Below are 25,458 nucleotides of genomic sequence, written 5' to 3' on the forward strand. Positions count from 1 at the left end.
GCATCCGGTGAATCCCTAAATTCTTTCAACCTTATAGCGCTTCTGCCGTCTCTGGCGATTCTGCCAACTGTTCTAAGCGTTCTTGCTGATCTTGGGAGATACAAGCCTGGATAATATGTTCGATATTTCCCTCCAATGACTCGTTTAAACCGAAGTTTTGCCCCAAACGGTGGTCGGTAACGCGATTATCCTTGTAATTATACGTGCGTATTTTCTCGGAGCGAGAACCCGTCCCAACTTGCGATCGCCGCATTGAAGTGACGGCCTCTTGCTGCTCGCTCAACTTCATTTCATACAACTTAGCACGCAAAATCTGCATTGCCCGTTCCCGGTTCTGTAATTGCGATCGCTCCTCAGTACACTTAACCCGAATCCCCGTCGGTTTGTGGATTAAATCCACCGCCGTTTCCACCTTATTCACGTTTTGTCCGCCTGCACCGCCGGAACGCATCGTCGAAAGCTCGATATCCTTGGGATCGATATGAATCTCCACATCGTCTACCTCGGGCATGACTGCGACAGTCGCCGTCGAAGTATGAACGCGCCCGCCCGCCTCCGTCACCGGAACGCGCTGCACGCGATGAACCCCCGCTTCAAATTTTAACTGGCTGTAGACGCGATCGCCCTGAATTTCCAGCACCGCTTCCTTAAACCCTCCCATTTCCGCCAGCGACTCGCTTACCAGCGAAACCTTCCAGCGCTGTGACTCCGCATAGCGAGAATACATCCGCAACAAATCCCCCGCCCAAATACTCGCCTCATCGCCTCCCGTACCGGCGCGAATTTCCAGCATAATATTCTTATCGTCGTTCGGATCTCGCGGCAAAAGCAAAATTTTCAACCGCTGTTCCAAATCTTCTAATTTCGCTTCCAACTCATCCACTTCCAAAGCAGCCATCTCTTGCATCTCGAGATCGCCACCTGCTTCCTTCAGAATTTCCTTCGCCCCCACTAATTCCTCACCTGCGGTTTTCCATTCTTCATAAGTATTCACCGTTGCTTCCAGCGAAGCTCGTGCCTGTGCAACGCGCTGCAACTCATCGGGATTCGTCACAATATCGGGATCTGCAAGGCGGCGAGTCAACTCATTGTAAGTTTGCTCGACGGATTGAAGTTTATCTAATAAATAGGATTCAGCCATGACTACCTCGATCGGTTATCAGTTATCAGTTATCAATTGGCAGTTATTTAAAGTTCAACGGCGGAGTGCCAACTCTACAGTTAATTTCTTATACGCAATTAACCCAGCAGAAATTCTGCTGGGTTAACCAAGATTCACGACTATTGCTATTGTTCTTGAGAATCCGATTTTGCTTCGGTTTGAGCGAACATCCCATACTTCCGCATGAAACGTTCGACGCGACCTTCCGTATCGACCATTTTTTGCGTTCCAGTATAAAACGGATGATTGCCGGACCAAACTTCAACGTTAATAACGGGTTTCGTTGCGCCGACAGTCATAACAACTTCGCCATTGCAAATCACTTTCGCGTCGGGATACCACTCGGGGTGAATATCGGGTTTCGGCATAATTCCTTTTCTGTTTTAGCGATATATTTTAGACCGGCCAAGCAATCTATGAGGCGGCGGGAGGTCTTGCTTTCTTAATTATAATACCAGCCAGACCCCAACCCTTCGTTCTAGCGCTTGGAGTATTGCGAGGCTTTGCGAGCTTTTTTGAGTCCGTATTTTTTACGTTCTTTAGCACGCGGATCTCGCGTTAGGTAGCCTTCCCCTTTCAAGGGCTTGCGATTATCGGGGTCAAGTTGGCATAAGGCTCTAGCTACGCCCAAACGAACGGCATCAGACTGTCCGGTTAAGCCGCCGCCGTGGGCTTTGACTAAGATATCGTACTCGTTTTCTAAACCCAACGTTTCTAAGGGAGCCTTCGCAGCAGCGAGGTAGCTGGGGTTGCGATTGAAGTAATCGTCGCCCTGACGCTCGTTGACAATTAGTTGACCGTTACCGGGAACGAGACGAACGCGCGCAACAGAGCTTTTGCGGCGACCGGTTCCCCAATAGATAACTTTGTTTTGCGATTCTGCGTCCTGCATTAATTTTCTCCGGGAATAGTATTAATTTTGAGTTCTTGGGGTTGCTGGGCTTGGTGGGGATGATTGGGGCCGGCGTAGACTTTGAGTTTAGTAAAGAGTTTGCGCCCGAGAGAGTTTTTCGGCAGCATTCCTTTAACTGCTTTTTCGATAATGCGTTCGGGAATGCGGTCTTGTAGTTGGGCAAAGGTTTCGGTTTTCATCCCGCCGGGACGACCGGAATGGCGGCGATAGAGTTTTTGACTGCTTTTTTTGCCGGTGACGGCGACCTTTTCGGCATTGACGACGACAACAAAATCGCCGGTATCCATATGGGGAGTAAAGGTTGGTTTGTTCTTGCCTCTAAGGATGCTGGCAATTTCGGTAGCCAAGCGTCCGAGGCGTTGGTCTGCGGCATCGACGACGTACCATTTCGGGTCGAGCGTTTCGAGGGTGGGTAGGGGTGTTTTGTTCATAGTTAGCATTTAAATAGAGGGGTTAAAGACGAACTGGGGTTGAGTATCGAACCACAGGTTTTTAGCAAAGGGGCATTCGGGATAGCCCACCCTCAGCAAGCATAAACCCTTGGCGGGAGCGGCGTATTTAACGCGATCGCGCCGCTGTTCGACCCAAATATCGGTAAAGTTAGCCAGCGATCGCTTGCCGGTGCCGACTTCGACGAGCATCCCCACTAGAAGCCTCACCATCCCGTACAAGAAGCCGTTCGCTTGGATCTCTAGCGTTACTATAGAGCCTCGGCGGTAGCATTCGACCGCTTGTACCTCGACCCAGGAGTGCTGGCGGCGGGAACCGGCGCGGTGAAAAGCAGCGAGGTGATGGCTGCCGAGCAACGGCTCGAGAGCGGCTTGCATGAGCGTTTCTTGCAGGGGGGCATGATAATAATGCCAAGAAAAGGGGGCAACGAACAAGTTGGGCTGGGCTGCGGTGTATAGGGTATAGCGATAGCGCCGCCAGAGCGCGCTAAAGCGGGCGTGCCAGTCAGCAGGAACGGCGGCGGAACCTCGGATGCGGACATCTTCGGGTAGGAGACCGTTTAAAACAACTGCCCATTTCTCCGGAGGAATGGGGCTGGCAACGTTGAAGTGGGCAAATTGAGCGGCAGCGTGAACGCCCGTATCGGTACGACCGGCTCCGTGAACGGTAACGGGATGACCCACGACAGACGCGATCGCCGTTTCAATCTCTTCTTGGACGCTACGACGATCGGGCTGGCGCTGCCAACCATAAAAATGGGTTCCCAGGTACTGAATAACGAGGGCAATCCGCTGGGTTTCCGGACTGGCAGTAGGCATGAGCGCGATCGCGGGCAAGACTAAACTAGCGAGATAATCGCCATTTCTGCATTATCGCCCCGCCGCCGCACGGTTCGCACGATGCGAGTATAACCGCCGTTTCGACTGCCGTAGCGATCGGGTACATCAGCAAAGAGGGCGTGGACGAGATCTTTGTCGAGCAAGTAGCCCAAGGCTTGACGGCGAGCGGATAAAGAACCGTCTTTAGCGAGAGTGATCATTTTTTCAACCTCAGAGCGCACCGCTTTGGCGCGAGTTTTGGTTGTTTTAATCTCACCGTGCCGAATGAGTTCTGTCGCCAGCGATCGCAGTAGGGCGCGGCGCTGGTCTGCCGGAAGTCCCAGTTGAGGGACGCGACACCGATGACGCATTTAACTTTCTCCTCTTAATTCGTTCTAGGTTTTGGCTTTTTCTTGGGGCAAGGTAATGCCCAAGCGATGGTGGAGCGCTTCGATGACTTCTTCGGCAGACTTTTGACCGAAATTTTTGATCTCGAGCAAGTCTTCTTGCGAGTAGTCGAGTAGGTCGGCAACTGTATTGATTTGCGCCCGTTTCAAGCAGTTGTAAGCCCGAACTGACAATTGTAGTTCTTCAATCGGAATTTGCCGCGTCGGATCTTCGATATCGGGTTCGTCGATTTCGCCATTGCCGATATTCAGATCTTTGAGCGGGTTAAATAGATCGACGACGATTTCCGCTGCTTGGGAGAGCGCTTCATCGGGCTTCAAGCTGCCGTTCGTCCAAATGTCGAGGATTAACCGATCTTTGGCTGCCGAGCCATCGACCAGGGCATCTTCCACGCTGTAATTGACCTTACTGACGGGCATGAAGACCGCATCGATTTGCAGGAAATCTAATGGAGTCGTATCGTCGCGCCCGCGATCGACCGCTCGATAGCCTTTGCCTTTTTCGACGCGAAATTCCATCTCCAGTTTGGCTCCCTCAGCGAGAGTGGCCACGTACTGGTTCGGATCGACGACGGCGATTTCCGAAGGCAGGTCGAACTGACTTGCCGTAACGGTTCCCGCTCCTGTGGCGACGAGGCGACCGATTTGGGGCGTAGAGGAGAAGCTCTGAAAGACAATTTCTTTCATGTTCAGGAGAATTTCGAGAACGTCCTCCCGAACGCCTTTGAGGGTAGCAAATTCGTGGCTCACTCCGGCAATGCGCACGGCGGTCACGGCTGCCCCCTCTAAGTTGGCGAGCATGACTCGTCTCAGGGCGTTGCCGACAGTAGTTCCCTGACCTCGCTCCAGGGGTTCGATAACAAACCTGCTATATTGACTTTGGTTTTTGTGAGTTTTCGACTCTACACAATCAATTTGAAATTGCGCCACGGAGTGACCTCCCTTATTTGAAAGATAAAACTGAAAAGGTTAAAGGCATTAAGTTAACGATCGAGGTGAGCGCCCGCTTTTTGCCCTGCGTTTAACCCCTTACACTCTTCGTCGTTTTGGAGGTCGGCAACCATTGTGCGGAATCGGCGTTACGTCTCGAATTAGGGTAATTTCTAAACCGGATGCTTGTAGGGCGCGGATTGCGGTTTCTCGCCCCGCTCCGGGCCCGCTCACCATCACTTCGAGTTGGCGCATTCCTTGCTCGATCGCGCGCTTGGCCGCGTTATCGGCAGCGGTTTGGGCGGCAAAGGGCGTTCCCTTTTTCGCGCCTTTAAAACCGCTAGAGCCGGAGGATGCCCATGAAATCGTGTCTCCCCGCGTATCGGAGATCGTAACGATGGTGTTATTGAAGGTGGAGCGAATATGTGCTACTCCATTGGGGACGTTCCGTTTGTGCTTTTTTGCACTGGTTTTTTTGGTGGGTCGCGCCATTTTGTTTCTCTAGAGATCTATCTAACTCGGTTCCAACCGAATCCTTATTTATTTCTTCGCTGCTGCTTTCTTCTTACCGGCGACGGTAACTCGTCTGCCGCGACGAGTCCGAGCGTTGGTGCGCGTCCGCTGACCCCGCACGGGCAAGCCTTGACGGTGGCGGCGGCCTCTATAAGTGCCGATATCGACTAAGCGCTTAATATTCATCGATTCTAAGCGTCTCAAGTCCCCTTCGACTTGGAAGTTATCTTCGATGAACGCGCGCAAGGTCGTTACTTGCTCGTCCGTTAAGTCTCGAACCCGGATGTCAGGGCTGACTCCGGTTTCGGCCAAGATTTTTTGCGATCGCGCCAACCCAATTCCGAAGATGTAGGTTAGCCCGATCTCAACCCGCTTATCTCGCGGCAGATCTATTCCAGCTATGCGTGCCACACTTACTTTCTCCCTAACTGTTGCTTCGATCGAGCGACGTTTCAACTTGTCAGTCGCCCGTTTTCTGTTTACAATTTGAGGAAACCTGCTTTCTCCCAATGCGGTTAGCGCTTTGGGTTAGCGCAGTATCGCCTTGAATCTTGGCGCGGTTCCTGCTTTCTCCCAATGCTATTAGCGCTTCGGGTTTGAACCGGTCGCCTCAAATTCGGCTTCTACTTTAACCTTGGCGCTGTTTGTGCTTCGGGTTCGAGCAGATCACCATAACGCGGCCGCGACGACGGATGACGCGGCATTTTTCGCAAATCTTTTTGACTGATGCTCTAACTTTCATGCCGATTTTGGCAACACTGCAAGCTTATCATTATATCAATTTATTTGTATTTTTTCCAGCATTTATAGGAATTTATTTCTTCCGCAATCGATAAGTAATCCGACCTTTCGTAAGGTCGTAGGGAGTTAGCTCCACCTTAACGCGATCGCCCGGAAGAATCTTGATATAATTCCGTCGAATTTTGCCAGAAATATGAGCCAGAACGTTAAAGCCGTTATCGAGTTCGACTCGAAACATGGCGTTCGGAAGAGACTCCGTTACCGTCCCTTCCATTTCAATCAGATCTTGTTTGGGCAAGGGTTTTTCTGCCTCTCTTCAATGATATTTATCGGTTTCACTCTCATCGATACAGCTTAACTTCCTCCCAATCGGGATAGAAGGCTAATCGATTTTGTCGCAACTTCGACTACAGTTTAGCAAAAATTAACAACTTTTTGCTCGCGATTATGCGTGTTCGGGTTCCGGTTCCACTTCTAGAAGTTTGCGCAGAGCAACAGTGACTTCATGAGGAGGCCGATTGCCATCCACAACCTGCAAACGAAGCTGGTAAAATTCATTCACAGGTTCCGTTTGCTCGCGATACACTTCCAAACGGCGGCGAATCGTTTCTTCGTTGTCATCTTTACGCCCCCGCGCCAGCAGGCGTTCGACGAGAATATTATCCGGCACGTCCAAAGCCAGTACCAATTCTAAAGGCTGTTCGAGTTCGAGCAACAATTGGTCTAGAAACTCTGCTTGAGGAACGGTACGGGGAAAGCCATCCAAAATCCAGCCATCTCGAGCATCCTCCTCGCCCAAGCGCTCGCGAATCAAACCCAGAATTAATTCATCTGGAACTAACTCCCCCGCATCCACAAAACCTTTAGCTTTTACCCCCAAAGGCGTGCTGCGGGCGATCGCATCGCGTAAAATATCCCCCGTAGAGATATGTGGAACTTGCAACATTTCCGTCAAGCGTTGGGCTTGCGTTCCCTTTCCCGCGCCGGGAGGACCTGAAAAAACCAATCTTTTCTTAGTCATAACCAACTTTTATTAAAAACAATGCCCTCTTAAATCTCCCAATTCCCCAACTTCGAGTCGCGAAGGATATTGCCTTCGCAACTCAACGCTTCAATCCTTACTTCTTCACCATCCCCTCATAACGCTGGGAAATGACATAAGTCTGAATTTGCTTCGCCGTATCGATCGCAACCCCCACTAAAATCAAAAGAGAAGTTGCCCCAAAACCTCGCAGAGTTTGCACCCCCGTTGCGCTTTCCACTGCCGTTGGTACTGTCGCGACTAAGCCTAAGAAAATCGCCCCCAAGAACGTCAAGCGATTTAATACGCCCTCCAAATACTCGCTCGTCGCCTTCCCCGGACGAATCCCCGGAATGCTTGCCCCCATCTTCTTCAAATTTTGCGACATATCCACGGGATTGACGATCAGCGAAGCATAAAAATAGCTAAAAAACACGATTAACGTTAAGTAGACCAGAACGTAAGCCCAGTTTCCCGGCTGTAACGCTGTTACGATGCTCTGCAACACCTTACTCGCCCCCTCCGCCTTAGCCACAAAGGGCAATCCGGCTAAAGAAGCAGGCAACACTAAAACGGCTGAGGCAAAAATAATCGGCATTACGCCTCCCTGATTGAGGCGCAACGGCAGGTAATTCTTCCGCTCCCGATACAACCGCTTGCCGACTTGACGGCGAGCCGAAATAATCGGAATGCGGCGCGTCCCTTCTTGCACGAAGACAATCCCGACAATCGTTGCTAAGAACACCAACAACAGCACCACGACTTGGACAACCGCTTCGCGCCCGCCCTTCGTCGCGAACTCAATCGTATTGCCCAGCGTCGTCGGCAAAACTGCTACGATGTTGACAAAAATCAACAAAGATGCACCGTTGCCAATGCCGCGCTCGGTAATCAACTCCGAAATCCACATCACGAACATCGAACCGGCTGTCAGCGCCAACACGGTTTCAATAACAAAGGCTGGACCGTAATTAATCGCGTAGGGACGCAACAGCCCGATGGTAATCCCGAAACTCTGAATTATCGCCCACCCCAGGGCAACATAGCGGGTAATTTGAGAAATTTTCCGCCGTCCGGCTTCCCCTTCATTTTTTTGTAAATTCTCCAACGAAGGCAAGGCTGCCGTCAGGAGTTGAATAATGATGGAAGCATTAATAAACGGCAAAATCCCTAAAGCAAAAATTCCGAGAGCCGTCAGACCACCCCCGGAAAAGATATCGAGAAAACCGAGAACTGAATTCCCGCGAATTCCCTCAGCAAAAGCTTCGAGATTGATACCCGGAACGGGAACTTTCACGCCGAAGCGAACGAGAATCAACAAGCCAATTGTAATTAAGACTCGCCCTCGCAAACCCGCCGCTTGGGCCATTTGCAAGAACGTCTCTTGCGCTGTGGGCGCTTTATCGCGACTAACAACCATAAAACATTTCCTTTAACAGACGAACGGTCTAGTAGCGTTGCGCGGAATTCAAAATTAAAAGTTCAAAATGCTTGTCTTCGGCAAACGCAAACAGCAATTCTGAACGGTAACTTTATTTCCACTAGCGCTGACTAACAATAACCTCGATCTTAAGTTATTTTTTTAATCGTGGGTTCGGTCGGGCGAGACAGCACTAGCCAGTTCGCCCTATCTCGCCTCTAACTTTAGCTAACCACTTCACACTGACCGCCTGCGGCTTCAATTTTACTTTTAGCACCAACGGTAAAAGCGGCGGCTTTTACCTGAAGCGGAACGTTAAGTTCTCCATCCCCAAGAATTTTCAGCGGGCCGCGATTGGTTTTAATCGAGCCATTTTCTAAAAGAAGTTCGAGGGTAACTTCTGTGTTGGGTTCCAGGGAAGCGAGGTCTTTGACGTTAATCGTCGTGAAATGTTTGGGATTGACGACGGTGAAATACTTCAGTTTGGGAACGCGGCGATAGAGGGGCATTTGTCCGCCTTCAAATCCCGGTTTAGTTCCCGTACCGGAGCGCGATTTTTGACCCCGCATCCCAAAGCCGCAACTCGCACCCTGTCCGGCGGCGATACCGCGTCCGACTCGTCGGGGGCGCGTGCGAGACCCTTTTTTGGGGACTGCATCGTTGATTCGCATGGTGGTTTGTCCTTGTTAATGTAAGAGCTACAGTGGGGATAAACCCCAAGTCTTAAAAAATTAAGCGTAGAGATGTTCGAGAGAGATGCCGCGCTCGCGGGCTACGTCGGAGAAGGTTCGCAGGGTTTCTAAGGCATCAATCGCCGCCCGAGCGTTATTGAGGGGGTTATTCGAGCCGAGTTGTTTGGCTAAAATATTTTTCACGCCTGCGAGTTCGAGGACGGTTCGCACGGCTCCCCCTGCAATTACGCCCGTACCGGGAGCGGCGGGACGCATCATCACTTTCGCGCCGCCCGCAGCACCGTTAATGGGATGGGTGATGGAGTTGGCTTTGGTGAGGGAGATTTCAATCAGTTGTTTTTTGCCATCGGCTACGCCTTTACGGACGGCTCCGATTACGTCGCTCGCTTTGCCGACTCCTACGCCGACTTGACCTTTTTCGTTACCGACGACGACAATGGCGCGGAAACTGAGTTTTTTACCGCCTTTGACGACTTTACTAACCCGACGGATTTGAATGACCCGTTCTTGGAAGTTGGATTCTTTTTCTTTGGTTCGGCTTTTTTTGTTTTGTTTTGCCATCGGAGTTGTCCCGTAGTTATCGATATCCTAGGTGAGGGCTATAGCAGAAAAACGTCTAAAAGTCAAGACCCGCTTCGCGAGCGGATTCGGCTAAAGCTTTGACGCGCCCGTGATAAAGGTTGCCGCCGCGATCGAAGACGACTTTCGTAATCCCTTGCGCTATGGCGCGTTCGGCGACCAATTTGCCAACCGCAGAGGAGGCTTCGCAGGTCGCCCCCGAAGCGAGATCGCCCTTGAGTTGAGGTTCGAGGGTTGAGGCTGCAACCAAGGTCGAGTGTTGGGTGTCGTCGATGACTTGAGCGTAGATATGTTGGTTGGAGCGGAAAACAGCTAAGCGAGGGCGTTCTGCTGTGCCACTGACGCTTTTCCGCAGGCGTTGGTGGCGGCGTTGGACTAATTCTTTGCGAGTGCGTTTCATGGTTATTTTTTGCCTCCTTTACCGGTTTTACCCGCTTTGCGGCGAACCACTTCGCCTTGGTAGCGAATCCCTTTGCCTTTATAAACTTCGGGAGGACGGACGGATCGAATTTTAGCGGCAATGTTGCCGACAACTTCTTTATCGATACCGCTGATGGTAATTTGCAAGCCTTTGCTGTCTTTAGGGACATCGAGTTGTATGCCTTCGGGCGGCTCGATTTCCACGGGATGGCTGTAGCCGACGTTAAGGACGAGGTTTTTACCTTGCATTTGGGCGCGATAGCCTACGCCTTGGATTTCCAGTTGCTTGGTGTAACCTTTAGATACGCCCTCGATCATGTTGGCGACGAGGGTGCGGGATAAACCGTGGCGCTGGCGGGCGAGGCGAGATTCGTCGCGGCGGAGAACTTTAACGAGGTTGCCGTCTTGTTCGACGCTAACCGGATTGGTGAGGGTGCGAGCGAGTTGACCTTTGGGGCCTTTAACTGTAACGTTTTGTCCGTCGATCTCGACGGTCACTTTATCGGGGAGGTCGATGGGGCGCTTGCCAATACGAGACATAGGTTGACTAACTCCTGAGATTTGCGATCGGAGGATGGTTACCAGACGTAACACAGGACTTCGCCGCCGATTCCTTGCTTGCGCGCTTCTCGGTCGGTCATAATCCCGCTGGAAGTGGAAATGATGGCGATGCCAATACCGCCGAGGACGCGGGGTAGTTCTTTACTGTTTTTGTAGACGCGCAAACCCGGTTTACTGATGCGCTTGAGATGGCGAATCAAGGGCTGGCGGTTTTTACCCACGTATTTAAGGGAAATCATGAGTTGCTTTTTCACGCCTTCCCCGACTTCTTCGTAGTCGCCAATGAAGCCTTCATCTCTGAGGACTTTAGCAATACTGCGGGTCATTTTTGTCGATGGGATGGCGGTGGTAGCGTGCCGGACTGCACCCGCGTTACGGATGCGGACGAGCATATCGGAAATGGTGTCGTTTGCTGCCATGTTTGTTTCTCGATCCTTGCTTCAATCGGGCTTAATTACTCCGGAATGGCATTCCCATTTCTTTGAGTAAGGCGCGACCTTCTTCGTCGGTGCTGGCGGTGGTGATAATTGAAATGTCCATGCCTCGAATTTTATCGATGCTGTCGTATTCAATTTCAGGGAAAATAATCTGTTCGCGGATGCCGAGGCTGTAGTTGCCTCTACCGTCGAAGCTTTTGGGGCTGATACCGCGAAAGTCGCGAATGCGGGGGAGGGCGATCCCAATCAGGCGATCGAGGAAAGCATACATCCGTTCGGAACGCAGCGTCACCATAAGACCGACAGGCATCCCCTGACGGAGTTTGAAGCCTGCGATCGCTTTTTTAGCGCGGGTGACGACGGGCTTTTGTCCGGTAATCGTCGCGAGTTCTGCAATCGAAGATTCTAAGGCTTTAGCGTTTTGGCTGGCTTCACCCAGTCCGCGATTGACTGTAATCTTCACCAATTTGGGGACTTGGTGAACGTTAGTGTAGGAAAATTGTTCCTTAAGTTTGGGAACGATCGTTTCTTCGTAAGTGGTTTTCAGTCGTTGAGTCATGGCTAGTCGATGATTTCTCCGGTCTTTTTCAGCATCCGCACTTTACGACCGTCTTCAGTGAAGGTGTAAGCGATGCGGCTGGCGACTTTTTCTTTAGTGGAATAGAGCATGACATTGGAACTGTGAATGGGCGCTTCAAAAGTGTCGATGCGTCCGGATTCGCCTTCCTGTTGCGGCTTGACGTGCTTGGTTCTAATGTTCACGCCTTTGACAACGACTTTGCTCTGGGTAGGAATGCTTTTGAGAATTTCTCCGACTTTACCCTTGTCGCGACCGGCGATGATTTGCACGGTATCGCCTTTTTTAACGTGCATTTTGTAGCGTTGGGTTTGAGATTTTGCCGATTTACCCGGTTTTGTTGCGGCCATTTAATTTAAATTACCTCTGGAGCAAGAGAGACGATTTTGGTAAAGTTTTTTTCGCGCAGTTCGCGAGCAATAGGCCCGAAGACGCGCGTCCCTTTAGGATTACCGTCTTGGTTAATAATGACGGCGGCGTTATCGTCAAAACGGATGCTCATACCGCTGTCGCGACGAACCGATTGCCGGGTGCGGACGACGACGGCGCGAACGACATCGGATTTTTTGACCCCCATATTGGGGATGGCATCCTTGACGACGGCGATAATTTCATCGCCGATGCCAGCATAGCGGCAGTTGCCGGTGCCGAGAACCCGCAGGCACATTAGTTTTTTGGCCCCGCTATTGTCGGCGACGTTGAGGTAGGTTTGTTGTTGGATCATGGTTCGTTCGGTGGACGGTGAATGGGGGCAGCGGGCGCAATTTAGGGTTAACGCTTCGCGGTTATTCGTTCGCCGAACTAAGGATTTCAGCGACTTTCCAGCGCTTGGTGCGACTGAGAGGGCGCGTTTCTTGAATGCGGACGCGATCGCCTTCTTTGCACTGATTTTCTTCGTCGTGGGCTTTATAGCGCTTGGTTTTAACGACGATTTTTCCGTATTTGGGGTGGGGAGAGCGATTTTCGATCGCGACGACGACGGTCTTATCCATCTTGTCGCTCACGACGACTCCCACGCGTTCTTTAACTGCCATTGGCGTTTACTCCTCCTCGGTGGCGGGGGCGGTTTGGGCGATGGACGGGGCTGCTTCTCGCTGGGCGGCGATTTCCCGTTCTCGTTCGACGGTTAAAAGTTGGGAGATGCGATGCTTCAAGTGCTTGAACTCGTGAGTTTTTTCGAGTTGGCGCGTGGCTTGTTGCAGGCGCAAGGTAAAGAGTTGGCGCTTGGCCGCGATAATTTCGTCGCTCAATTCGTCGTCGCTGAGTTTGCGCGCGTCTTCAATCTTCGGAAAAGCCATGATTTAGGTATACTCCTGCTCTCGAGTCACGAATTTAGTCTTAATCGGCAGTTTTTGCATGGCAAGACGCATGGCTTCGCGAGCGATTTCTTCAGAAACACCGGCCATCTCAAACATAATCCGGCCGGGTTTGACGACGGCAACCCAGAATTCAGGAGAGCCTTTCCCGGAACCCATCCGGGTTTCAGCGGCTCGCATGGTTACGGGTTTGTCGGGGAAGATGCGAATCCAGATTTTTCCCCCCCGGCGAACGTATCGAGTCATCGCCCGACGGGCGGCTTCGATTTGACGCGCGGTAATCCAGGCCGGTTCGGTTGCTTGCAAGCCGAAGTCGCCGAAATTGAGCGTGCTGCCTTGGGTGGAGAGGCCTTTCATGCGTCCGCGTTGCTGTTTGCGGAATTTAGTGCGTTTGGGGCTTAACATGGTTGGGTGCGATCTGCGATCGGGGTCGGTGATTTAAGGAATTCGGGCAAACTATTCCGAGCGGTCTTCAAACTGCTGGCGGCGGCGCTGGCGGCGCGGCGTTTGCACGGGGGCGGCGGCGGGCGCTTCTTCAGTACCGGGAATAATTTCGCCTTTGAACACCCAAACTTTAATGCCGAGGATGCCGTAAATAGTCAGGGCGGTTCGATAAGCGTAGTCGATATCGGCTCTCAAGGTGTGCAGTGGCACGCTCCCTTCGAGGGTGGATTCAGTCCGCGCGATTTCCGCACCGTTCAAGCGACCGCTCACTTGAACTTTAATCCCTTGCACTTCGGCTTTGAGGGCGCGTTGGATGGCTTGACGCACGACGCGACGGAAAGAAACCCGCCGTTCGAGTTGCTGGGCGATGTATTCGGCAATCAAACCGGCATCAGCATCGACGCGGGAGACTTCCACGACGTTAACGCGAATTTGTCGGTTGCCGCCGAGGAATTCTTGCAGTCCGGCGCGCAGGGAGTCGATTCCACTGCCGCCGCGACCGACAACTACACCGGGACGAGCGGTATGAATTTCGAGATCGATCTGGTCGGCTTTGCGTTCGATACGAACTTCAGAAATGCCCGCGTAGGTCTGGTTTTTACCCTGACCGGAGCTTTTATTGAGAGTTTGCTCGACGTATTGACGAATTTTACGGTCTTCTTTTAAAAGTTCTGGATAGCGTTTGGTGTCGGCATACCAGCGCGACCGATGTTCTTTAGTAATGCCGAGGCGAAAGCCTCTCGGGTGTATTTTTTGTCCCACAACTATTTTCCTCGTTATTCCTCGACGTTGGGAGCTACCGCGACGGTAATATGGCACGTCGGTTTGCGAATTTGGTAGGCGCGTCCTTGCGCTCTGGGGCGGAAGCGTCTCAAGCTTGGCCCTTGGTCGGCGTAGGCCGAACTCACGGTCAGGGTGGCGGGGTCGTAGCCGTTGTTATGTTCGGCATTGGCGACAGCCGACCGCAAGACTTTGAGGACGGGTTCGCAGGCGCGATAGGGCATAAATTCGAGAATAATGAGGGCTTCTCGATAGGAGCGACCGCGAATTTGGTCGAGAACCCGCCGTACTTTGTGGGGGGACATCCGAATATAGCGCGCGATCGCTTTAACTTCTTCTTGGGTACTAACAGCCATACTTTCTCCTTATCGGGTTGCGAACGAGTTCTTAACCCTCATTTCTTCTTTATCTGCGTCCGGCTTTTTTGTCGCTCTTGGCATGACCTCGGAACGTCCGCGTCGGTGCAAACTCTCCTAATTTATGACCGACCATTTGCTCGGAAATAAATACGGGGACGTGCTGGCGACCGTTGTGAACGGCGATGGTATGCCCGACCATTTGCGGTAGGACGGTGGAGGCTCTCGACCAAGTTTTGATCACTCGTTTCTCATTCTTGGCGTTAAGCTGTTCGATTTTCGACAGCAGGCTGTCGGCAATAAATGGACCTTTTTTGAGAGAACGACCCATAGTTTGGATATGTGAACGATAAGGGCGGGCAAGCGATCGCAACTCGAGGCTCGCACCGCGTTTTCTATTGACCGGTGTTGCGACGGCGCACGATTAAAGCACTACTCTGCTTTTTCCGCTTGCGTGTCTTCATTCCCAGTGCTGGTTTGCCCCAAGGGGTAACCGGGCCGCTGCGACCAATCGGCGCGCGACCTTCGCCACCGCCGTGGGGGTGGTCTACTGGGTTCATGGCGCTACCGCGAACGTGAGGTCTCTTGCCTAAGCGACGGGTACGCCCTGCTTTACCCAAACTTAAGTTGCGAATTTCGGCATTGCCGACGCGACCGATGGTGGCGTAGCATTCGCGACGTACCATACGGACTTCTTTGGAGGGCAATCTCAGGGTTACATAGTCTCCTTCTTTAGCGACGACTTGGGCTGCACCGCCTGCGGCACGAACGATTTGACCGCCGCGTCCAGCGACGAGTTCGATATTATGCACGTCGGTTCCCAAGGGAATCTTCGCTAAAGGTAGGGCGTTACCCGTTTCAAAGGGTGAATCGGGGCCGGAAATAATGCTATCGCCGACTTTTAAGCCTGCCGGTGCGAGAATGTAGCGCTTTTCTCCATCTTGGTAGTAGAGAAGCGCAATTCTGGCATTGCGGTTGGGATCGTACTCGATCGCTGCCACTTTTGCCGGGACGTTAAGTTTATCTCTGCGAAAGTCAATCTCGCGGTAGAGACGTTTGTGTCCGCCCCCGCGATGGCGACTGGTAACGACACCGCGATTGTTACGCCCTCGTTTGCGATGTTTATATCGCGTTAGAGATTTTTCTGGCTCGGTTTTGGTCACTTCAGCAAAGTCAGAGACGCTGGCTTGCCGAGTTCCGGGGGTCATTGGCCGGTAAGTACGAATACCCATTGCAATTGTATTTGAGCGATTTGGGGTTTAGACTCGAAAAGGCACTCGCCACGGAGCAAGTTTCCTAGACTTCTGGGAAGAGGATGGGTTGCAGCGAGTCTTCCGCCGCAAGTGTGACGATCGCGCGTTTGTAAAGCGGCTTATAACCAATAAACTTGCCGACGCGCTTCTTTTTCCGGGGCGGACGCAATGTATTCACTTTCGTCACCTTTACCGAAAACAAACCTTCGATCGCTGCCTTAATTTCTGGCTTAGTGGCTTGGAGCGCTACGTCAAAAACGTACTTATTTTGCTCCATGAGCATCGTTGCTTTCTCGGTGACAATCGGTTTCAACACGAGGTCGGCGAGATCGCGAGGATTGGTCTTAATCACTGTAAACCTCCTGGATTTTTTGCAGCGCCAGGTTCGTTGTTACAATTTTGTCGGCGTTTAAGAGATCGTAAACGTTGAGAGCGGTGGCTAAAATCATCTTCAAATTCTCGACATTCCGCCCGGACAAATAAATGTTTTCGGATTTCTCGGGTAAAATCAGCAACACCTTCTCGTCGGGACTGGCTCCCCAACGCGCGAGGGCTGAAAGCAAATCCTTAGTTTTCGGTCGCGATAACTGTTCGCCAAACTCTTCAACGACAATTAAATCTTCGACGCGGTTTTGGAGAGCAGTACGCAGTGCCAATCGCCGCTCTTTGCGATTCATTTTTTGACTGTAATCTCTGGGCTTAGGACCAAAAATTACGCCGCCGCCCCGCCAGAGCGGAGAGCGGTTGGAGCCAGCGCGCGCCCGTCCCGTTCCCTTTTGTCGCCAAGGTTTGCGACCGCCCCCTCGGACTTCCGAGCGGGTTTTGGTGGAAGCTGTTCCTTGGCGGGCGTTGGCGAGGTGACGCACCAGCGCGCGGTGGACGATGTGCGCGGCATTTTCTTCTTTGGCTGCGCTCAATTCAAAGGATGCTTCTCCCGCCTCTTCGCCCTGCCAGTTTTTTACTACACAAGTAACCATGATTTTAAACTTGCTACTTTCCAACAATGTTTGCGGGGGCGATGCTCAGCAATCCGCCCGGTTTGCCGGGAACGGCTCCTTTAATCAGGATGAGATTGCGTTCGGAATCGACGCGGACGACCGAGAGCTTGCGGATGGTGACTTGCGTGCCGCCGTATCTTCCCGCTAGCTTTTTGCCGGGGAAAATGCGACCGGGCGTGGTTCCAGGACCGGTCGAACCGGGTTCGCGGTGGTTCTTCGAGCCGTGAGACATGGGGCCGCGTCTGAAGTTATGCCGCTTTTGATAGCCGGCGAAGCCTCGCCCCATGCTAATACCGGTGACATCGACCAGTTGCCCGCTGCTCAGAATATCGGCGACGATGGACTGACCTAGCTCGTATTGAGCGGCATTCTCGAGGCGATATTCTTTTAGGTGGCGCAGGGGGACTGCATTAGCTTTTTTGAGGTGGCCTAACTCGGGTTGAGAAAGGGCTTTCTCTTTGACTTGGCTGAAACCGAGTTGAACGGCTTCGTAGCCGTCGGTTTGTTGGGTTTTGATTTGCGTAACCGTACAAGGCCCTGCTTGGATGACGGTGACGGGAATGGCAATTCCGGTCTCCGGATCGAAGATTTGGGTCATGCCGAGTTTGGTTCCGAGGATTCCGAGAGTCACGGATTTACCCCTCTCTTTCTTAAGTAGACAACAGGAAGTTTTGAGATGCGGCTTGACGGACAGCAAGCAACTGACCGCCCAGCGACCGACACGGGAAAGCTTCCCATTCCGGCAAGGGCGGGATGCCATTCTCGATCTCTGGATTGCTGCAAAACGGATAGCCCGGGGAGAGTGTAATATACCCTTCTCCATCGCTGCGGACTAATTCGATTGCCTGCGATCGCTCCCGACTTAAGGATTGCAATCCTCAGTTTCCGAAGCAAGGCAAAACTCAACGCCAGAGCGTTACACGCTTTTTGAGTTCAGCTAGAATGACGCGAGGGTATTTCAGCCGAACCCCGTTGAGGTCACAATTTGCTATCCTATCGCACTTATGGCCTCTTGTCAAGCACCTTAAAAGTAATTTAATCGATAAGTGCGATCGCTTCGGGCTGCCGCGAAAGCACTAATTTAAAGATATTTCTGCAATAACAGTTCGAGCTTCTCTTTTGTTGCAGCAGGAGCGCGATCGAGCGGCGTTAAAATAGCGTATTTTAGTGCGGAGTGGGCATCGGACGGGGGAAAGTTCTCGCTCAATCGGCGCACGGTTTCTCGGACGATCTTCTGGGCGTTAGCGGCGTTTTGCTGGAGGTTAGCAATCACCATCTCAACGGTTACGTGGTCGTGTTCGGGATGCCAGCAGTCGTAATCGGTAACGAGGGCCAAGGTTGTATAGGCAATTTCAGCTTCCCGGGCGAGTTTGGCTTCGGTCAAGTTGGTCATGCCGATTACACTAGCTCCCCAACTGCGATAAAGATTGGATTCTGCTTTCGTCGAAAAAGCAGGACCTTCCATGCAAATATAAGTTCCGCCGCGATGTAGGGTAACATCGGGGAGATTCAAACTCGCGATCGCGTCGGCAACAACACCAGCTAAATTGGGGCAGATTGGCTCGCCGAAGCCAACGTGAGCGACAATCCCCTCGCCAAAAAAGCTGGCGATGCGATGTTGAGTGCGATCGATAAATTGGTCGGGAATCACTAAATCGAGGGGCTTCACTTCTTCGGCGAGGGAACCCACTGCCGATGCTGACAGAATGTACTCAACGCCCAACTGCTTGAAGGCGTGGATATTAGCGCGGAAAGGGATTTCTGAGGGGGTGAGGTGATGATTGCGTCCGTGGCGCGCTAAAAAGACAACCGGTTCGCCTTCTAACTTCCCAACAAGTAACGCATCTGATGGCGAGCCGAAGGGCGTATTGAGGATAATTTTTTCGACCTCTTGCAACGCCTCCATTTTGTAAAGACCGCTGCCACCAATAATGCCAATTCTTGCTGTCACCATATGTTTTGCCTAGGCTTTCTCTAAAGTATGAAGGTATTGCCACCAACGATTGAGCGGGTAGTAAATGACCGGGGCCCACAAGCTACTAAGGAGCGCGCAAATCGGGGTCACTTTTTGATGGGCGAGCCATATCTGAGCCAAGTTCCAGGAACCGTATTGCTCGTAATTAAACAATAGAAATTGAAGGGCGGTAATCGCTTCGGCAAGGGGAACCATCCCCAAAACCAACAGCGAGATCGCAATAATATCTTCTTGGCGATCGCCGAGTCTAGTATAGCCTTGTTTGTAGAGACGCGCTGATAAAAAACCAACGCAGCCCAGACTCAGCGCATGAGTGGGATAAGCCGCTGTCATGCCATCGAGAATCAATCCTAGCGCTAAACCCGCCATCGCGCCCTGAAATGGCAATCGCTTGGCGCTCCAAACCACAACCCAAATCAACACCCAATCCGGTTTCACTCCCACTAACTCGGTTCCCGGCAAACGCATCGGCAGCAACAACAAACAGATTAACGCCGAGCCGATAATGACGGCCCAATTCAACAGTTTGCGAAGATTTGGGGGGAGTTGTGAGACCTCGATCATTACGGAGATTTAGAGAAGTGAAATTGTGACATACTCCTGACGCTCGCGCTACCGATCGCCGAGAGCGACGGTTTCTCAGTGACCTCCCGGCAACCCATCGGGCGTATCCTGAGCTTTAAGAACGGGATGCCCAACCGCTCTATATTTTTAGATTTATTGACCTTGATAGGGATGAACGACCACCCATTCTAAGTAATCCATCGGAGCGCTTAGCTTGACAACAACTTCTGGAGCGGGACTTTTTTCCAGGTCTACGGTTTCGACAAAGCCGACGGGCGTTCCAGGGGGATATAAATGACTCACTGAAGAAGTCAAGATTTTATCGCCCGGTTTGACGTTCGGCACTTTGTTGAAAAATTCCATAACAACCTTTTCCGAGCTTGCGCCGCGCAAAAAGCCCATTTCTCGAGTGCGACCGACCATCGCCCCGACGCGACTGGTGGGGTCGCTAGCGAGTAGAACGCGACTGGTATTCGGGGTCACTTGTATAATGCGACCCACTAAACCGCCCGGGCCGGTCACGATATAACCGACCTTAATTCCTTCTTCGCTACCCCGTCCCAAGGTCACTTGATTCCACCAGCGATCGACACTACGACCGACAACGGGCGCGGTGAGCGAGGGGAGTTTTTGCTTTTCGGTATACTTAAGGATTTGTTTGAGTTGTTCGTTTTGTTGTTCGAGTTCGTCAACTTCTGCTTGCAATTCTTCAACGCGAGCATTGGTCAAACGTTCTTCGGGTAGGGGACGGGGTTGCAAGGGGCGAACCATCCAGTAATATAATTCTGAGACGACGGCTCCTTGGGTCTGGCGGATGAATAGGGCGGTTCCGATAACCAGAACGGTTAAAAAAACTTGGGAGCCATAACGATCCCACCAGCGGCGTACTGTAAACATAACTTGCGGTTCTGTTGCTTGATTTGTGCGGTCTGTTGCGTCTCTGGCTGCCCTTGGATGGCCTTGTTTACATCGGACGAGAGCGTGCGCTGAAGACTCGTTCGAGTTGTTTGAAGTTCTCGAGAACGCGACCTGTTCCTAGAACGACGCAGCTAAGGGGATCGGCGGCAATGTGAGTGACGATTCCAGTTTCGTGACCGATGAGGGTATCGATTCCTTTGAGGAGCGCGCCGCCGCCTGCGAGCATGATACCGCGATCGATAATGTCGGCAGCGAGTTCGGGGGGCGTTCGTTCTAGGGTACGTTTGACCGCATCGACGATGACGGCGAGGGGTTCTGCCATACTCTCGCGGATTTCGGGACCTTTAATGGTGACGGTGCGCGGCAATCCGGAGAGTAAGTGCAACCCGCGCACTTCCATCATGACATCGTTGTCGCCGTCGATGGGGTAGGCCGAACCGACTTGAATTTTGATTTCTTCGGCGGTGCGTTCCCCGATGACGAGGTTATGAACTTTTTTCATGTACTGAACGATGGCTTCGCTCAGTTCGTCGCCGGCAACCCGCACCGATTCGCTTAAGACGCTACCTTGCAAGCTTAAGACGGCAACTTCGGTGGTTCCGCCGCCGATGTCGATGATCATGTTACCTGTTGGTTCGGCAACGGGAAGCCCCGCACCAATGGCAGCAGCGACGGGTTCGTCAATTAAGTAAACGTCTCTTGCACCGGCTTGGGATGCGGCTTCCATAACGGCGCGACGTTCGACTCCGGTGACTCCGCTGGGAATACCGATGACGATTCGCGGTGAGGAGTATTGTCCCCCGTGAACTTGGCGGATGAAGTGCTTGAGCATGAGTTCGGCGGTATCGAAGTCTGCAATTACGCCATCGCGTAGCGGGCGCAAGGCGACAACGTTACCTGGAGTCCGACCTAGCATTTTTTTGGCATCTTCGCCCACGGCTAGCGGGACTTTCATTTCGCGATCGATGGCAACAACGGAGGGTTCTTGAAGAACGATTCCTTTGCCGGATACATACACTAAGGTGTTGGCTGTTCCCAGATCGATTCCCATGTCTCTTGACCGGGAAAAGCGGTTAAAAAAACTCACTCGTTTCTACGCCCCCAAAAGTTTACGCGCTACGTGACCGAATGGCGCTCCGATCGGAATCTGTTCATCCAATCCGAACATCAATCGAGGTGGATTTTATTACGTTTTAGCTTCTGCGTCTAGTGCGGTATCCAAATTTATGTTAGAGTACCGCTTTTTGCCTAAGCTTTCTTTATCGATGCTGCTCGCTTGATTTGGCTTCAAAGATGAATCCGGCGAGATTATGCTATTTTCGGGGTTCCGTCGCCGGTTTCCGGAATAAAAAATGCTTTAAATCGAAGTTGCTTCTTTTCTTGACGGGTTTGCGCTACACTGGAAACAACGATTAAATACTGATGTACCAACTAGGTTTAGCTTATGAGTCTCAATATGGTTCATTTGGTCGGTCGTGCCGGTATGAATGCCGATATTAAGTATTTTGATTCGGGGAAATCGATTGGCGAGGTGACTTTGGCAGTTCGTCGCATGAGTCGGGACGACCAACCGGATTGGTTTAATTTAAAATTTTTCGGTAAAACGGCAGAAATTGCGAATAATTATGTGAAGAAAGGGGCGTTAATTGGCGTTCAAGGGTCTTTAAAAATAGAAACCTGGAACGATGCAACTACGGGTTCTTTACGTTCTAAGCCGGTTATTTATGTGAGTCGTTTAGATTTATTGGGGTCGAAGCAAGATACGGAAGCGGCGGCTGCGAGTTACTCGGAAAGCGGGTATAATTGACAATGGACAATGGACAATGGACAATGAATAATTATTACTAGAATTGATAATTGATTCAAGAGCTTCAAAAACCGATTCTACCTTATCTTATTGAGAAGTTTATCAATTATCCATTGTCCATTATCAATTATCCATTAATACGAGATTTCTAAGGTGACGGAAGCATTAACTGCTTGGTCGCCGCCGATAACGGGGCTACTAGCTGCTTCCCCTCGCACCATCGCATTTTGTAGGTAAATTGGCGGGTTAACGTTTTGTCCGTTAATGACAATTTTGACGATATCTTTGCGGCTGAGATTGAGGGAACTTAAGACCGCATCGGCTTGGGATTGTGCATCTTGGGTGGCTTCGCGCAGGGCTTGCTTTTGGGCGGCTGAAATGGCGCTATCCTCAGCGATGAAGCTTACGCCGTCGATGCGCGTCGCCCCAGTTTGAATCGATTCGTCCATTAATGCTCCGGCTTTTTCCGTAGGAACGCGGAAGCTTACCGTATTTGTACCGATATAGCCGATGAGATTTTGCTGCTCGTTCCGATAGTCGTAGTTGGGTTGCAAGCTAATGCCGGTGGTTTGCAGTTGGGCGACATTGCGCGATCGCAACAAGTTAACTACGGCAGAGGTACGACTGGCAACTTCTTGTTGAACTTCAGCGGCGGTTTTGCCCCGGATTTCAACGCCGAGTTGCACGCGCGCGATGGTTGTGGGGATAACTTCTTCACCTTGTCCGGTGACGGTTAAGGTTCGCAAGGCTCGTTCTTGGGCTTCGGCGCTCATCGGGAATGCTAGGGTTAAAAGGGCAGCGGCGATCGCAATCTGTCTGGGATAATGCGATATAACGGAGAGCGAAGTAAATCGTTGGGGCAAATATAATTTCATCGTTAATTGAAGATTAAAGAATCTCCTCACAGGTTACTAACCTTCATCGTAGGTCTCGCGGCAAAGCATCGCACCCGGGTTACAATTTTTGTAACTGAGAGGCATATTAGGCTTGGAAGCCCCTCAGAGTAAGTTTTGGGAGTTTAGGTCGAGCGAGGGCTACTTTGAGCGAAAAATTGCGTCCTTAGCTCTGTTGTAGCGAAACTTTAACATTTTCAGAGGGAAAGCAGTTTTTTTACATAATTTCTAAAAATATAATTCAATTTGCGGAAATTTATGTATCCTAAAGAATAAGCGTTTCGGCCTATTCCGGACGACTTGTAGAGTGGATAACTTTTTGGGTCTAACTCGATCGACTCCTCCAATCGGTAATTTTCTGAGCAGGAAAGATTGACTTAGAAATAAGTTTTGCGAACCCATCTAAATCAAGTGCCAAACAAAATTGCCACCTGAAGAATGCTTCGTCTCCTCTTGCATTTCCCGCGACTAGATGGAGAGAGTATGGACTTAACGACGGTGGAACATTCAGTTCGAGAAATTGGGATGACCGCCCCGACAATTTTGGCGGTTGACGATCATGAAGATTGCTTAATCTTATTGGTAAATATTTTGGAATTGATGGGCTGTACTTGTATCGCAGCCGGTACTGCCAAAGAAGCTTTATCTAAAATTGGAAGTTGTCCCCTCGATCTTATTTTATTGGATATCGTGTTGCCGGATATGAATGGGCTAGAACTTTTAGCTCGAGTGCGGAAGAAATACCCGGGCAATAAAGTACCTGCGATCGCAGTAACTGGACTGGTGTCCCGACAGGAGAGAGCGCGCATTCAAAAAGCAGGTTTCGACGATTATCTTTGTAAGCCTTACTCAATCGGCGATCTGGAATGTTTGCTTCACCGTCACCTCGATGGAAAATTAACTGCCGGACCGAGTTTGAACGGTAAAGCTCAGTGGTTTTAAGATCGCTCACTTCTAAGTGACCGTCTTCCGAGCCTCGACCCAAGTTACAATTGCTGCGGTTAAGCCTTCTAGAGTATATTCTCTAGCCTCAACATCAACGCGATCGCACAATTCGTAGCAAGTTTTTGAGGTTTGAGGACCGATGGAAGCAATGCAAATATTTTCGAGATATTGCTGCGGGGAGAGGGAGAGTTCGCGAGTCAGGAGATGGCAGAAGTTTTGGACGGTTTTGGAACTGGCAAAGGTGACAATATCGATCGCTTGGCGTTGGAAAGCAGCTAATACGGCGGGTGGAACGCGATCGGGACAGGCGGATTGATAGGCGGGGACTTCGACGACAGTTGCACCGCGTTCGCGCAGTTCTCGCACTAAAACATCGCGTCCCCCGGTTTCCACGCGGGGGAAGAGGATTTTTTGACCTTTGAGGGGTTCGGGAAAATGTTCGACAAGGGAATCGGCGACAAAATCGGGCGGAATAAAGTCCGGCTTGAGGTTTTGCTTTTCTAGGGCGGCGGCAGTTTTTTTGCCAACGACGGCAATTTTTAGGCTGGCGAGGGAGCGAACATCGGGTAGCGATCGCACTAACCGCTTGAAAAAGTAGTCTACCGCATTACTGGAGGTCAGAATCAACCACTGGAAGCTTGGGAGATAGGCGATCGCGCCATCTAGCGGAACCCAACTCGAGGGCGGTACAATTTCTAGGGCGGGCATTTCGATAACGCTAGCCCCCTGCGCTTGTAACAATTGGGAAAAAGCGCTCGACTGTTCGGCAGCGCGGGTTACTAGAACGGTTTTCCCGGAAAGGGGCAGTGGGGAAACAGAAAAAGACTCGGACATTTGAAATAAGGGACGCAAGTTAACGACTTCTCCAGCGATAATGACGCAAGGAGAGAGGGAAACGCCAGAGGTGCGATCGAGAATATTATCTAGCGTTCCCTGCCAAATTTGTCGATCGGGATTGCCGCAATTGCGGATAATCGCAATTGGCAAGGAAGGATTGCGCCCGAACTGTTGCAAGAACTCGACAATCGCTGCTAAATTGCGCCCGCCCATCAGAAACACCAGCGTATCGAGGCGAGAAAGCGCTTCCCAATCCAAGCTATCCGGTTGATGGGCGCTAACGACGGCGAAGGTATTGCTGAGGTGTTTATCGGTGAGAGGGATGCCTGCTAATAAAGGGGCAGCAAGGGCGGAGGAAAGTCCGGGAACGATTTCAAAAGGACATCCCGCCATTTTTAGGGCTTCAACTTCTTCGCGGGCGCGCCCGAAGATTAAGGGATCGCCACTTTTGAGGCGAACGACTTGCTTTCCTTGCTGGCAGTAGGTTACGAGTAAACGATCGATTTCTGCTTGGGGCATACTGGGTTTGCCGCCGCGCTTACCGACATCGATATAGAGGCAATTCGGCGGTAAAAGTTGCAGCAGTTCGGGGTTAATGAGGGCATCGCAGATCGCAACATCGGCACAACGCAAAAGTTGTTCGCCCCGATGGGTTAGGTAATCCCAACTTCCCACGCCCACACCGACGAGATAGACTTTGCCGAGATTAAAGTTCAAGGTATTTCCTAACT

At 51.4% G+C, this 25,458-nt stretch carries 41 protein-coding genes; 3 read left to right on the forward strand and 38 right to left on the reverse strand.

Features of this window, described 5'->3' with window-relative positions; all coding sequences use genetic code 11:
- Positions 1–31: 31 nt before the first annotated feature.
- Entirely contained in the window at positions 32–1,141 is a 1,110-nt protein-coding gene (prfA, locus tag H6G50_RS00510) for a peptide chain release factor 1 (protein WP_190712216.1), read from the reverse strand.
- Here prfA and H6G50_RS24335 point away from each other — a divergent pair.
- Positions 1,140–1,268, forward strand: coding sequence for a hypothetical protein (locus H6G50_RS24335; protein WP_277882652.1), 129 nt, complete (start codon positions 1,140–1,142; stop codon positions 1,266–1,268). The two genes, prfA and H6G50_RS24335, sit on opposite strands and share 2 nt — an antisense overlap.
- A gap of 19 nt (positions 1,269–1,287) precedes the next feature.
- Here the strand turns inward: H6G50_RS24335 and rpmE are convergent, their stop codons facing one another.
- The 35 genes from rpmE to H6G50_RS00685 form a co-directional block, all read right to left on the reverse strand.
- The gene (gene rpmE, locus H6G50_RS00515) at positions 1,288–1,530 is read right to left on the reverse strand and encodes a 50S ribosomal protein L31 (protein WP_190712218.1); all 243 of its coding nucleotides are present in this window, start codon (positions 1,528–1,530) and stop codon (positions 1,288–1,290) included.
- 110 nt (positions 1,531–1,640) lie between these two features.
- Positions 1,641–2,054, reverse strand: coding sequence for a 30S ribosomal protein S9 (gene rpsI / locus H6G50_RS00520; protein ID WP_190712220.1), 414 nt, complete (start codon positions 2,052–2,054; stop codon positions 1,641–1,643).
- Positions 2,054–2,506, reverse strand: a complete 453-nt coding sequence (gene rplM, locus H6G50_RS00525) for a 50S ribosomal protein L13 (protein WP_190712978.1) — start codon at positions 2,504–2,506, stop codon at positions 2,054–2,056. The genes rpsI and rplM overlap by 1 nt, the downstream gene beginning before the upstream one ends.
- 9 nt (positions 2,507–2,515) lie before the next feature.
- A complete protein-coding gene (truA, locus tag H6G50_RS00530) occupies positions 2,516–3,343 on the reverse strand; it encodes a tRNA pseudouridine(38-40) synthase TruA (protein WP_190712222.1) in 828 nt (275 codons plus the stop codon).
- Positions 3,344–3,363: 20 nt separating this feature from the next.
- Positions 3,364–3,714, reverse strand: a complete 351-nt coding sequence (rplQ, locus tag H6G50_RS00535; RefSeq protein ID WP_190712224.1) for a 50S ribosomal protein L17 — start codon at positions 3,712–3,714, stop codon at positions 3,364–3,366.
- A gap of 24 nt (positions 3,715–3,738) precedes the next feature.
- Positions 3,739–4,680: a DNA-directed RNA polymerase subunit alpha gene (locus H6G50_RS00540; RefSeq protein ID WP_190712226.1), complete on the reverse strand. Its 942-nt coding sequence runs from the start codon at positions 4,678–4,680 to the stop codon at positions 3,739–3,741.
- 99 nt (positions 4,681–4,779) lie between these two features.
- Positions 4,780–5,172 carry a 30S ribosomal protein S11 gene (gene rpsK, locus H6G50_RS00545; protein ID WP_190712228.1) on the reverse strand — a complete coding sequence of 131 codons (393 nt, stop codon included), beginning with the start codon at positions 5,170–5,172 and terminating at the stop codon, positions 4,780–4,782.
- A gap of 48 nt (positions 5,173–5,220) precedes the next feature.
- Positions 5,221–5,604 (reverse strand): 30S ribosomal protein S13, encoded by a 384-nt coding sequence (rpsM, locus tag H6G50_RS00550; protein ID WP_190712230.1) that lies wholly within the window; start codon positions 5,602–5,604, stop codon positions 5,221–5,223.
- A 217-nt stretch (positions 5,605–5,821) separates the two neighbouring features.
- Positions 5,822–5,935, reverse strand: coding sequence for a 50S ribosomal protein L36 (rpmJ, locus tag H6G50_RS00555; protein WP_006618079.1), 114 nt, complete (start codon positions 5,933–5,935; stop codon positions 5,822–5,824).
- Between the two features lie 72 nt (positions 5,936–6,007).
- Positions 6,008–6,232, reverse strand: a complete 225-nt coding sequence (gene infA / locus H6G50_RS00560) for a translation initiation factor IF-1 (RefSeq protein ID WP_190712233.1) — start codon at positions 6,230–6,232, stop codon at positions 6,008–6,010.
- 147 nt (positions 6,233–6,379) lie between these two features.
- The gene (locus H6G50_RS00565; RefSeq protein WP_190712234.1) at positions 6,380–6,955 is read right to left on the reverse strand and encodes an adenylate kinase; all 576 of its coding nucleotides are present in this window, start codon (positions 6,953–6,955) and stop codon (positions 6,380–6,382) included.
- Between the two features lie 97 nt (positions 6,956–7,052).
- Positions 7,053–8,375, reverse strand: a complete 1,323-nt coding sequence (gene secY / locus H6G50_RS00570) for a preprotein translocase subunit SecY (protein ID WP_190712236.1) — start codon at positions 8,373–8,375, stop codon at positions 7,053–7,055.
- Positions 8,376–8,599: 224 nt separating this feature from the next.
- Positions 8,600–9,046 carry a 50S ribosomal protein L15 gene (gene rplO / locus H6G50_RS00575; protein WP_190712238.1) on the reverse strand — a complete coding sequence of 149 codons (447 nt, stop codon included), beginning with the start codon at positions 9,044–9,046 and terminating at the stop codon, positions 8,600–8,602.
- A 60-nt stretch (positions 9,047–9,106) separates the two neighbouring features.
- Positions 9,107–9,628 carry a 30S ribosomal protein S5 gene (gene rpsE / locus H6G50_RS00580; RefSeq protein WP_190712240.1) on the reverse strand — a complete coding sequence of 174 codons (522 nt, stop codon included), beginning with the start codon at positions 9,626–9,628 and terminating at the stop codon, positions 9,107–9,109.
- Positions 9,629–9,683: 55 nt separating this feature from the next.
- Positions 9,684–10,046: a 50S ribosomal protein L18 gene (gene rplR, locus H6G50_RS00585; RefSeq protein WP_190712242.1), complete on the reverse strand. Its 363-nt coding sequence runs from the start codon at positions 10,044–10,046 to the stop codon at positions 9,684–9,686.
- Between the two features lie 2 nt (positions 10,047–10,048).
- Complete coding sequence (rplF, locus tag H6G50_RS00590; protein ID WP_190712244.1) at positions 10,049–10,606, reverse strand: 50S ribosomal protein L6; 558 nt, start codon at positions 10,604–10,606, stop codon at positions 10,049–10,051.
- 38 nt (positions 10,607–10,644) lie between these two features.
- Positions 10,645–11,046, reverse strand: coding sequence for a 30S ribosomal protein S8 (gene rpsH / locus H6G50_RS00595; RefSeq protein ID WP_190712246.1), 402 nt, complete (start codon positions 11,044–11,046; stop codon positions 10,645–10,647).
- A 31-nt stretch (positions 11,047–11,077) separates the two neighbouring features.
- The gene (gene rplE, locus H6G50_RS00600) at positions 11,078–11,623 is read right to left on the reverse strand and encodes a 50S ribosomal protein L5 (RefSeq protein ID WP_190712248.1); all 546 of its coding nucleotides are present in this window, start codon (positions 11,621–11,623) and stop codon (positions 11,078–11,080) included.
- Between the two features lie 2 nt (positions 11,624–11,625).
- Positions 11,626–11,991, reverse strand: coding sequence for a 50S ribosomal protein L24 (rplX, locus tag H6G50_RS00605; RefSeq protein WP_242032653.1), 366 nt, complete (start codon positions 11,989–11,991; stop codon positions 11,626–11,628).
- 5 nt (positions 11,992–11,996) lie between these two features.
- Entirely contained in the window at positions 11,997–12,365 is a 369-nt protein-coding gene (gene rplN / locus H6G50_RS00610) for a 50S ribosomal protein L14 (RefSeq protein ID WP_190712250.1), read from the reverse strand.
- 61 nt (positions 12,366–12,426) lie between these two features.
- Positions 12,427–12,675 (reverse strand): 30S ribosomal protein S17, encoded by a 249-nt coding sequence (rpsQ, locus tag H6G50_RS00615; RefSeq protein ID WP_190712251.1) that lies wholly within the window; start codon positions 12,673–12,675, stop codon positions 12,427–12,429.
- 6 nt (positions 12,676–12,681) lie between these two features.
- A complete protein-coding gene (gene rpmC / locus H6G50_RS00620; RefSeq protein WP_190712254.1) occupies positions 12,682–12,939 on the reverse strand; it encodes a 50S ribosomal protein L29 in 258 nt (85 codons plus the stop codon).
- A gap of 3 nt (positions 12,940–12,942) precedes the next feature.
- A complete protein-coding gene (rplP, locus tag H6G50_RS00625) occupies positions 12,943–13,362 on the reverse strand; it encodes a 50S ribosomal protein L16 (RefSeq protein ID WP_190712256.1) in 420 nt (139 codons plus the stop codon).
- A gap of 51 nt (positions 13,363–13,413) precedes the next feature.
- Positions 13,414–14,163: a 30S ribosomal protein S3 gene (gene rpsC, locus H6G50_RS00630; protein ID WP_190712258.1), complete on the reverse strand. Its 750-nt coding sequence runs from the start codon at positions 14,161–14,163 to the stop codon at positions 13,414–13,416.
- 14 nt (positions 14,164–14,177) lie between these two features.
- A complete protein-coding gene (gene rplV / locus H6G50_RS00635) occupies positions 14,178–14,537 on the reverse strand; it encodes a 50S ribosomal protein L22 (RefSeq protein ID WP_190712260.1) in 360 nt (119 codons plus the stop codon).
- 49 nt (positions 14,538–14,586) lie between these two features.
- Positions 14,587–14,868 (reverse strand): 30S ribosomal protein S19, encoded by a 282-nt coding sequence (gene rpsS / locus H6G50_RS00640; protein ID WP_190712262.1) that lies wholly within the window; start codon positions 14,866–14,868, stop codon positions 14,587–14,589.
- A 64-nt stretch (positions 14,869–14,932) separates the two neighbouring features.
- Positions 14,933–15,769 carry a 50S ribosomal protein L2 gene (gene rplB / locus H6G50_RS00645; protein WP_190712264.1) on the reverse strand — a complete coding sequence of 279 codons (837 nt, stop codon included), beginning with the start codon at positions 15,767–15,769 and terminating at the stop codon, positions 14,933–14,935.
- A 64-nt stretch (positions 15,770–15,833) separates the two neighbouring features.
- Positions 15,834–16,142: a 50S ribosomal protein L23 gene (locus H6G50_RS00650; protein ID WP_190712266.1), complete on the reverse strand. Its 309-nt coding sequence runs from the start codon at positions 16,140–16,142 to the stop codon at positions 15,834–15,836.
- The gene (gene rplD / locus H6G50_RS00655; RefSeq protein WP_190712268.1) at positions 16,135–16,767 is read right to left on the reverse strand and encodes a 50S ribosomal protein L4; all 633 of its coding nucleotides are present in this window, start codon (positions 16,765–16,767) and stop codon (positions 16,135–16,137) included. Before rplD ends, H6G50_RS00650 begins: the two co-directional genes overlap by 8 nt.
- A 13-nt stretch (positions 16,768–16,780) precedes the next feature.
- Positions 16,781–17,419 carry a 50S ribosomal protein L3 gene (rplC, locus tag H6G50_RS00660; protein WP_190712270.1) on the reverse strand — a complete coding sequence of 213 codons (639 nt, stop codon included), beginning with the start codon at positions 17,417–17,419 and terminating at the stop codon, positions 16,781–16,783.
- A 19-nt stretch (positions 17,420–17,438) separates the two neighbouring features.
- On the reverse strand, positions 17,439–17,663 hold the full coding sequence (locus tag H6G50_RS00665) for a hypothetical protein (protein ID WP_190712272.1): 225 nt from the start codon (positions 17,661–17,663) through the stop codon (positions 17,439–17,441).
- Positions 17,664–17,869: 206 nt separating this feature from the next.
- The gene (locus tag H6G50_RS00670) at positions 17,870–18,742 is read right to left on the reverse strand and encodes an S-methyl-5'-thioadenosine phosphorylase (RefSeq protein WP_190712274.1); all 873 of its coding nucleotides are present in this window, start codon (positions 18,740–18,742) and stop codon (positions 17,870–17,872) included.
- Between the two features lie 9 nt (positions 18,743–18,751).
- A complete protein-coding gene (gene mreD / locus H6G50_RS00675) occupies positions 18,752–19,327 on the reverse strand; it encodes a rod shape-determining protein MreD (RefSeq protein ID WP_190712276.1) in 576 nt (191 codons plus the stop codon).
- Between the two features lie 153 nt (positions 19,328–19,480).
- Positions 19,481–20,224, reverse strand: coding sequence for a rod shape-determining protein MreC (gene mreC / locus H6G50_RS00680; protein ID WP_190712278.1), 744 nt, complete (start codon positions 20,222–20,224; stop codon positions 19,481–19,483).
- A gap of 67 nt (positions 20,225–20,291) precedes the next feature.
- Positions 20,292–21,296 carry a rod shape-determining protein gene (locus H6G50_RS00685; protein WP_190712280.1) on the reverse strand — a complete coding sequence of 335 codons (1,005 nt, stop codon included), beginning with the start codon at positions 21,294–21,296 and terminating at the stop codon, positions 20,292–20,294.
- A 393-nt stretch (positions 21,297–21,689) separates the two neighbouring features.
- Between H6G50_RS00685 and H6G50_RS00690 the strand changes: the two genes are divergently transcribed.
- Entirely contained in the window at positions 21,690–22,052 is a 363-nt protein-coding gene (locus H6G50_RS00690; RefSeq protein ID WP_190712282.1) for a single-stranded DNA-binding protein, read from the forward strand.
- Between the two features lie 134 nt (positions 22,053–22,186).
- Here H6G50_RS00690 and H6G50_RS00695 read toward each other — a convergent pair whose 3' ends face one another.
- Positions 22,187–22,927 carry an SIMPL domain-containing protein gene (locus H6G50_RS00695; RefSeq protein WP_190712284.1) on the reverse strand — a complete coding sequence of 247 codons (741 nt, stop codon included), beginning with the start codon at positions 22,925–22,927 and terminating at the stop codon, positions 22,187–22,189.
- A gap of 456 nt (positions 22,928–23,383) precedes the next feature.
- On the opposite strand from H6G50_RS00695, the gene H6G50_RS00700 reads away from it, so the two are divergent.
- Positions 23,384–23,887: a response regulator gene (locus tag H6G50_RS00700; protein WP_190712286.1), complete on the forward strand. Its 504-nt coding sequence runs from the start codon at positions 23,384–23,386 to the stop codon at positions 23,885–23,887.
- A 12-nt stretch (positions 23,888–23,899) separates the two neighbouring features.
- On the opposite strand, the gene cobA is transcribed toward H6G50_RS00700, so the two are convergent.
- On the reverse strand, positions 23,900–25,444 hold the full coding sequence (gene cobA / locus H6G50_RS00705; RefSeq protein WP_190712288.1) for a uroporphyrinogen-III C-methyltransferase: 1,545 nt from the start codon (positions 25,442–25,444) through the stop codon (positions 23,900–23,902).
- Positions 25,445–25,458 lie beyond the last annotated feature (14 nt).

The sequence above is a fragment of the Oscillatoria sp. FACHB-1406 genome, assembly GCF_014698145.1.
GTDB lineage: Bacteria > Cyanobacteriota > Cyanobacteriia > Cyanobacteriales > Spirulinaceae > FACHB-1406.

Coding starts and splice junctions, on each gene's coding strand:
- rplR (WP_190712242.1), bottom strand. CDS start 10,046: ATGAAACGCACTCGCAAAGAATTAGTCCAACGCCGCCACCAACGCCTG.
- H6G50_RS00670 (WP_190712274.1), bottom strand. CDS start 18,742: ATGGTGACAGCAAGAATTGGCATTATTGGTGGCAGCGGTCTTTACAAA.
- rplF (WP_190712244.1), bottom strand. CDS start 10,606: ATGTCTCGTATTGGCAAGCGCCCCATCGACCTCCCCGATAAAGTGACC.
- rpsE (WP_190712240.1), bottom strand. CDS start 9,628: ATGGCAAAACAAAACAAAAAAAGCCGAACCAAAGAAAAAGAATCCAAC.
- rplQ (WP_190712224.1), bottom strand. CDS start 3,714: ATGCGTCATCGGTGTCGCGTCCCTCAACTGGGACTTCCGGCAGACCAG.
- H6G50_RS00685 (WP_190712280.1), bottom strand. CDS start 21,296: ATGGGAATCGATCTGGGAACAGCCAACACCTTAGTGTATGTATCCGGC.
- rpsH (WP_190712246.1), bottom strand. CDS start 11,046: ATGGCAGCAAACGACACCATTTCCGATATGCTCGTCCGCATCCGTAAC.
- mreC (WP_190712278.1), bottom strand. CDS start 20,224: ATGTTTACAGTACGCCGCTGGTGGGATCGTTATGGCTCCCAAGTTTTT.
- rpmJ (WP_006618079.1), bottom strand. CDS start 5,935: ATGAAAGTTAGAGCATCAGTCAAAAAGATTTGCGAAAAATGCCGCGTC.
- rpsS (WP_190712262.1), bottom strand. CDS start 14,868: ATGGGTCGTTCTCTCAAAAAAGGTCCATTTATTGCCGACAGCCTGCTG.
- rplD (WP_190712268.1), bottom strand. CDS start 16,767: ATGGTTACTTGTGTAGTAAAAAACTGGCAGGGCGAAGAGGCGGGAGAA.
- H6G50_RS00565 (WP_190712234.1), bottom strand. CDS start 6,955: ATGACTAAGAAAAGATTGGTTTTTTCAGGTCCTCCCGGCGCGGGAAAG.
- rplP (WP_190712256.1), bottom strand. CDS start 13,362: ATGTTAAGCCCCAAACGCACTAAATTCCGCAAACAGCAACGCGGACGC.
- rpsK (WP_190712228.1), bottom strand. CDS start 5,172: ATGGCGCGACCCACCAAAAAAACCAGTGCAAAAAAGCACAAACGGAAC.
- H6G50_RS00695 (WP_190712284.1), bottom strand. CDS start 22,927: ATGAAATTATATTTGCCCCAACGATTTACTTCGCTCTCCGTTATATCG.
- rplO (WP_190712238.1), bottom strand. CDS start 9,046: ATGCGAATCAACGATGCAGTCCCCAAAAAAGGGTCTCGCACGCGCCCC.
- rplE (WP_190712248.1), bottom strand. CDS start 11,623: ATGACTCAACGACTGAAAACCACTTACGAAGAAACGATCGTTCCCAAA.
- rplV (WP_190712260.1), bottom strand. CDS start 14,537: ATGGCTGTTAGTACCCAAGAAGAAGTTAAAGCGATCGCGCGCTATATT.
- rplB (WP_190712264.1), bottom strand. CDS start 15,769: ATGGGTATTCGTACTTACCGGCCAATGACCCCCGGAACTCGGCAAGCC.
- truA (WP_190712222.1), bottom strand. CDS start 3,343: ATGCCTACTGCCAGTCCGGAAACCCAGCGGATTGCCCTCGTTATTCAG.
- rpsI (WP_190712220.1), bottom strand. CDS start 2,054: ATGCAGGACGCAGAATCGCAAAACAAAGTTATCTATTGGGGAACCGGT.
- H6G50_RS00690 (WP_190712282.1), top strand. CDS start 21,690: ATGAGTCTCAATATGGTTCATTTGGTCGGTCGTGCCGGTATGAATGCC.
- mreD (WP_190712276.1), bottom strand. CDS start 19,327: ATGATCGAGGTCTCACAACTCCCCCCAAATCTTCGCAAACTGTTGAAT.
- rpmC (WP_190712254.1), bottom strand. CDS start 12,939: ATGGCTTTTCCGAAGATTGAAGACGCGCGCAAACTCAGCGACGACGAA.
- rplX (WP_242032653.1), bottom strand. CDS start 11,991: ATGGCCGCAACAAAACCGGGTAAATCGGCAAAATCTCAAACCCAACGC.
- rplM (WP_190712978.1), bottom strand. CDS start 2,506: ATGAACAAAACACCCCTACCCACCCTCGAAACGCTCGACCCGAAATGG.
- H6G50_RS24335 (WP_277882652.1), top strand. CDS start 1,140: ATGACTACCTCGATCGGTTATCAGTTATCAGTTATCAATTGGCAGTTA.
- rplN (WP_190712250.1), bottom strand. CDS start 12,365: ATGATCCAACAACAAACCTACCTCAACGTCGCCGACAATAGCGGGGCC.
- rpmE (WP_190712218.1), bottom strand. CDS start 1,530: ATGCCGAAACCCGATATTCACCCCGAGTGGTATCCCGACGCGAAAGTG.
- H6G50_RS00700 (WP_190712286.1), top strand. CDS start 23,384: ATGCTTCGTCTCCTCTTGCATTTCCCGCGACTAGATGGAGAGAGTATG.
- secY (WP_190712236.1), bottom strand. CDS start 8,375: ATGGTTGTTAGTCGCGATAAAGCGCCCACAGCGCAAGAGACGTTCTTG.
- rpsQ (WP_190712251.1), bottom strand. CDS start 12,675: ATGGCAGTTAAAGAACGCGTGGGAGTCGTCGTGAGCGACAAGATGGAT.
- prfA (WP_190712216.1), bottom strand. CDS start 1,141: ATGGCTGAATCCTATTTATTAGATAAACTTCAATCCGTCGAGCAAACT.